Source organism: Verrucomicrobiia bacterium, assembly GCA_019634635.1.
GTDB lineage: Bacteria > Verrucomicrobiota > Verrucomicrobiia > Limisphaerales > UBA9464 > UBA9464.
On sequence record JAHCBB010000069.1, the window covers coordinates 1 to 5,346 of the forward strand.

Sequence of the window (5,346 nt, forward strand, 5' to 3'; positions counted from 1 at the left end):
GGAGTGATCTACGAAACCGGATTTGAACCGCCCAACTTCGCCCTGGGCGGCATCAACGGACAGGAGGGCTGGACGGGTGACGGCATCATCGAGAACACCGTGGTGCGGTCGGGCACCCAGGCCCTCGAAATGAGTCTGGAGAACGGCGGGGTGCTCCCGCTGGCGATCCTTGGACTGAACGCAGCCGCGAAACCGCAGGTGAACCTCCAGGTGGACATGCGGTTGGAAGGCGACTTCGACGCCCGCGCTGGCCTCATCCTGCTCATGACGGGCGGCTTCGGACCGCAACTCATCGCCGACGGGACCGGACCGGTGATCCTCGACCAGAACCCCACGCAGGGCACCCTCACGACCGGGCAGTGGTACACCCTGGGACTGTCACTGGATTTTCAGGCGCGCACGGTTGCGGCCTATCTGGACGGTACCTGGGTCGGCTCGGCGCCGCTGGTCCCCGACGGCGACCGGATCACCGAAGTCTGGCTGGCGGGAGGGATCGAGGAGTCCGGGCAGCGGGCCTACTTCGATAACCTGTCCATCGTGGCGGTCCCCGAGTCGCCGGTGATGGCCGCCGTGGTGGGCCTTGGCCTGGCGGGCATCGCGCTGGTCCGTCGCCGTCGCTGAGCCCGGGCCGGGCGCACCAGTCAATCTTTGAACCTGTCTCATTAATGTCTCTTTAACGGACTCCGGCCGCCGTTTGAGGCCGAATGTCGGACTACGGACGGACCAGCCTGTAAAACTGGGGGGAGACCCCTGCCGTGGGCCGGAAAGGGGGGTGGGAGTCCGGGATGGGGATCCAAGGACCCCGGGGTGTCGCGGACGTCTCGAGTACATCGGAGGCCTGCCTCCAACGGAGTTCAGCCGGCTCGCCGGGGACGCTCCGGACCGTATGAAGCACCAGAGGCATCACGGTGATTGGGATCAATGCCTCGGTGGGCAGGTACCGGCCTCCTGGGACCATTACCGCCTTTACCACCACCTCTCCCGTCCCCCCAAGCATCAGCGCCCCCTCCTGGACCCGCGCAGGTCCCGAAACCACCTCGTAGCGGAGGGGCGCTCCGTGACGATTCCGTTCCGGAAGCGGGATCTGTTCCCCGGCCTCTCCACGGGTCGGAATGCCCAGGGCGCCAATCGTGGACCGGATCCCGCGGTGGATCCGGAAGATGAGGAAACCCCCGTGCCCGGCCGCCACATAGGCGAGGTCTCCCACAGTGGCCACCCCGAGGAGGTTGGCTGGTAGGGGCAACGGATGGCTCCCGGCAGTCAGCAGGTGATCGCGATTGGCGACCTCGAAGACCTCCATACCGTCAACGCCGGTGCAGAAAATCAGTCCGTCCTGGAGGGCCATCGACTTGTAGGACTGATTGATGCCAGGCAACAGGATGTCAGCGGCTACGATCTGCCGAGGATGCAACGGGTCGGAAATGTCCACAGCCGACAGACCTCCCGAGAAGTCCTCCACCCACAGGAGCGGCCCATCCAGGGCCAGGGCGCCGCTGCCCAGGATGGGCAGTGATCCAGCCACACTTGGGTGCGCTGGATTCCGGACATCCAGGACGGTCAATCCGGTGAAGAGGTCGACGACATGCAGAAGGCCTCCATGTGCCAGGAGACCCCGGGCAGGGAACTCGAATGGCATGGAGTGGCTTCCCGCAAGACGGGGCTGCCGAGGGTTGGAAACATCCACCACCTGAATGCGGCCCTGGACCGACACGAAGGCGTATCCGCCGTGCACGGTCACTCGTCGCGCCTCCTCTCCGACTTTGATGGAGGCCACAACTGTCGGTGCCTCGGGATCCTGCAGATCCACCACCGCGAGCGTTCCCTCGAAATCGGCCGCGTAGGCATACTCCCCGGCGATCACGACATCGGGCGCTCCCAGTCCTGTGTTCAGGCTGGCGACCTGGCGCGGCTGGCGCGGATCGCGGACATCCACCCAGAGGAGCGGCCCCGCCCATCCGGCCACGCAGGCATACCCTCCGGAGACACTCACCGCCGAGGCCACGGGCACCTCAAGCCGGCCGAGCAGTTCCAAGTCCGCCGACAACTGATTGAAAACCCGCACCGATTCCCCGGGCAGTTGGCCCGGCCCGCCGGACTGCGTCCCACGGACGATGATGCTCTGTTGTTGGGTTTCGTTGGTGACGGAAAGGAACCCATCGCGGATCTCGGCGGGGCCGGAGAGGACCGTGTACTCTACGGGAAGTCCGCTGCTGGCCGTGGCGTGGAGCGGATGAACCACCCCGGGGTCCACAACGGATACGTCTGGCGAGGTCCATTTCAACTGCTGCGTCATGGCTTCCTGCCAGGAATAGGTGACCAACTCCGGGGCGGTGGTGGTCGCCACCAGCAGGTTCTCCTCGGCGGCCAGCAGCGTGGTTCCCGGCAGGCACCCGGCGAGGCGTGGCTGGACCGGATCGCGGATGTCGTAAACGAGGTGCTCCCACTGCTCCGACACCAAAGTTCCCACGAACGCCCAGCCTTCATGGACGGTGACTGGGCCGATTCCCATCGTTCTGATGTCTCCTGTGCCGAGCAACCGGGGATGATCGGGATCGCTGACGCCATAGACTTCGAGCCGTGACTGAATATAAGCCCCGCTCCGCCAATCTCGTCGGTTGCCCGCGGCCACCAGGAGGGAGTCCCCCAACCATATGGAGGTGCTCTCAAAGGCATCCGCACCTCCCAGGAGCGCGCGCCGTGTCGCTGCGAGAGGATTGCGGACATCCCAAAGCCCGACTCCTGGCGGATGGCCGATCACCGCCCGCGGCGGCCGCGCCTCCAACAACGCGGTGTATACGGGAATGGCGATCTCCCCGGAGACCCGGGGATTCTCCGGATCGGAGAGGTCAACGATCTGGACGCCCCGTCCTTCGGCAGCAACGAGTACCTGGGATCCCGCCGTTTCGACAGTGATTGGGAGCCATCCAGGTCTCAGCCGGCTTCGAACCACGGGCTGCGACGGGTTCCGGACATCCACGACGGCGAGATCCTCGCTTCCGACCACCACCAGATGATCTCCAGTCCGCGCGATGCGCCTGGAATAGGGAATCGGGGAGAACGACGAAAGCAGCACCGGATCTGCGGGGCGGTTCAGGTCCACCACCCTCACGCCGGCATTGTCCAGCGCCACGAAGGCCAGCCGGTTGCTGACCAGGAGATCGGAGGCATAGCCGCCCAACGGCATCCGGCCCAGCGGTTGCGTATGAAGGATGGTGGGGTTGAAGGTCCGGTGAATTTCCGCCGGCGCCACCTCACGGGTGCCCGGCTGCCGGGCGACGACCACGACGGCGCCCCGTCCGGTCACCCGCAAACCTTGGTTCCAGATCGTCGCGGGTCCGGAGACGACGCGCCATTCCACGGGCAGGCCGCTGGAGGCTTTTGCCTCCAGCGGATGCGGCTCATCGAGCGGCAGGGTGTCGGTGGCCGGCTGCAGCCACTCCACGGCCTGGGGAATCTGGCGGACCAGTCGTATCGGTTCGACAGCGCCGCTCGAACGGGATATCAGAACGCGGCTCGCCTCGTGGAGCACCGCCAGCGGTGCGGTGGCGGTCGCGATGTTGCGGAACCAGTCCACATGGCGGCCCAGGAGTCGGGGCGATGACGGATCGCTCAGACTCAACACTTCGACCGCCCCCATCGTATCCGTAAGAAACAGCAGGTCCCCCACAGATTGCAGGTTGGCAATGGACGATGTCCCGTCGCGAAAGTCGTAGTGTCCCAGTTCCTGCACCTTCATGGGATCGCGCACGTCCAGCACGGTCAGGCGACCACCATGGACCATGCCGGCAAGGTGGCTACCCAGCCCAGCGATCCGGTTTGGCCCCCAGCGGGTGAAGCCACCGATCACTCGGGGACGGGCGGGATCGGAAATGTCCGCGATCTGAAGCCCGGCGGTGACGTTGAGGTAGAGACGGTTGCCCGCCGGCACAATCTGCGTGACGCCCGAACCCCAGGGGGGATCGAAGGCGACATAATACTCGGAGAGAAGCCGCATCCGGGCCGGATTCCGAACGTCCACCACCGCAAGCCCGAACGGACCGGCGCCGGCGAACAGCAGGCCATTCTGCAACGCGAGGCTGGTGAAGCGATTGGGGGTAACGGGAAAGGGGAGATCCAACCAGCCCACCAGCGCCGGTCGCTCGGGATCCCGGAGGTCCGCTGCCTCCAGTCTCCCGAGGCTTGAAAGGGTGAACAGGTGGGTGTCCGAGGCCGTGATCGCCTGCACCCGCCCCCGCACCCGGTGGTGCGCGAGCTGGGTGATTGGTCCCGCGGCGGGAACCCGGGTGATCAGGACCCCACCCCGTTCTTCCAGCGCCAGGGTCAGATCTCCGGCCGTGACGAGATCCAGGACCCGGCTGCCGAACTGGAATTCCGGTTGCGATTCGAAGTCCACCCGGAAGGCATTGAATAGGCGGAACGCGGAGGCCCGGCGGTGCGTGTCGTCCCCCGGCTGCTCGGCGATGACCATGACGTCATCCACGTTCGTGACTGTCAGTTGGTCGCCGTCCAGAGAGGCCGGCCCCCTCAGAATCCGGAAGTGAACGGGCAGTCCGCTGGAGGCTTCCGCACGGAGCGTGAATGGGATGTCCAAGGGCAGCACCGGCTGATCGGGGGAAATCCAGCGCAGGGATTGCGCAACCGCTCCCACCAGTTGCGGGCCACCGGCGACGGACAGGAACACCAGGGCGGCTGTGCGCAGAAGGGTCATTTGGGAATGACAGGGTTTACAGCAATGAATGGATCATCACGCCCCATTCTTGGATTGCAATGGAAATTGGGCCAAGCATCTCCGTTGTTTAGGAGGCTGGAGCCGGGGAACCCCACATGACCCGATTTCAGGTCGTTGCTGGCAGGGCTGAGTTCATCGGATGGTACGGGCTTCCGTCGGTGAGGGCGTTCTCGTAGTCCGGGATCTGAGAGGTCTCGATCAATAACTCGCCGTCGTGGAGGAGGGGGGGATCGTTGCCGGAGGGGACGGAGGCCAAGGACTGCAGACCGGAGGCTGGAGGCTGCAGGAGATCGGGGGTCCAGTCCGGAGGCGACCGACTGGAGGCTCGGGGCACTCACGGACGGCGAAGGGAGCGCAGCAGGTCGTTGAGGACCTTCGAGGTTTCCACGGCCAATGCCCGGAGCTGGCGCTGCGAGGGTACCGGGAGGTGGCCCAAACGGGCCGACAGATGGACCTGGTATTCGAGCTCACGGGCCTAACCGTAAGCCGTGTTCAGGTAGTGCAGGTATGCGGCCTTCGATGTGCGCCCCCCCCGCCTTCGACGATGTTTGAGGCGATTGCGAGACCCGATTCACGTACCGGCGCGAACGCAGCCAGGCTGGGGTCCCCGGGCGGAT

Annotated in this window: 3 protein-coding genes; 1 reads left to right on the top strand and 2 read right to left on the bottom strand. The window is 65.5% G+C overall.

What is annotated here, in order from left to right:
• Nucleotides 1–621, top strand: a 621-nt coding sequence (locus tag KF791_20795; GenBank protein MBX3735022.1) for a hypothetical protein, incomplete at its 5' end; no start/stop codon positions are given.
• Between the two features lie 91 nt (nucleotides 622–712).
• On the opposite strand, the gene KF791_20800 is transcribed toward KF791_20795, so the two are convergent.
• Together KF791_20800 and KF791_20805 are read right to left on the bottom strand one after the other, a co-directional pair.
• Nucleotides 713–4,708 (bottom strand): hypothetical protein, encoded by a 3,996-nt coding sequence (locus KF791_20800; protein ID MBX3735023.1) that lies wholly within the window; start codon nucleotides 4,706–4,708, stop codon nucleotides 713–715.
• Nucleotides 4,709–4,835: 127 nt separating this feature from the next.
• On the bottom strand, nucleotides 4,836–5,063 hold the full coding sequence (locus tag KF791_20805) for a hypothetical protein (GenBank protein ID MBX3735024.1): 228 nt from the start codon (nucleotides 5,061–5,063) through the stop codon (nucleotides 4,836–4,838).
• Nucleotides 5,064–5,346 lie beyond the last annotated feature (283 nt).

Bases quoted from the DNA above. Each gene is read 5' to 3' on its own strand.
- KF791_20800 (MBX3735023.1), bottom strand. From the start codon at position 4,708: ATGACCCTTCTGCGCACAGCCGCCCTGGTGTTCCTGTCCGTCGCCGGT.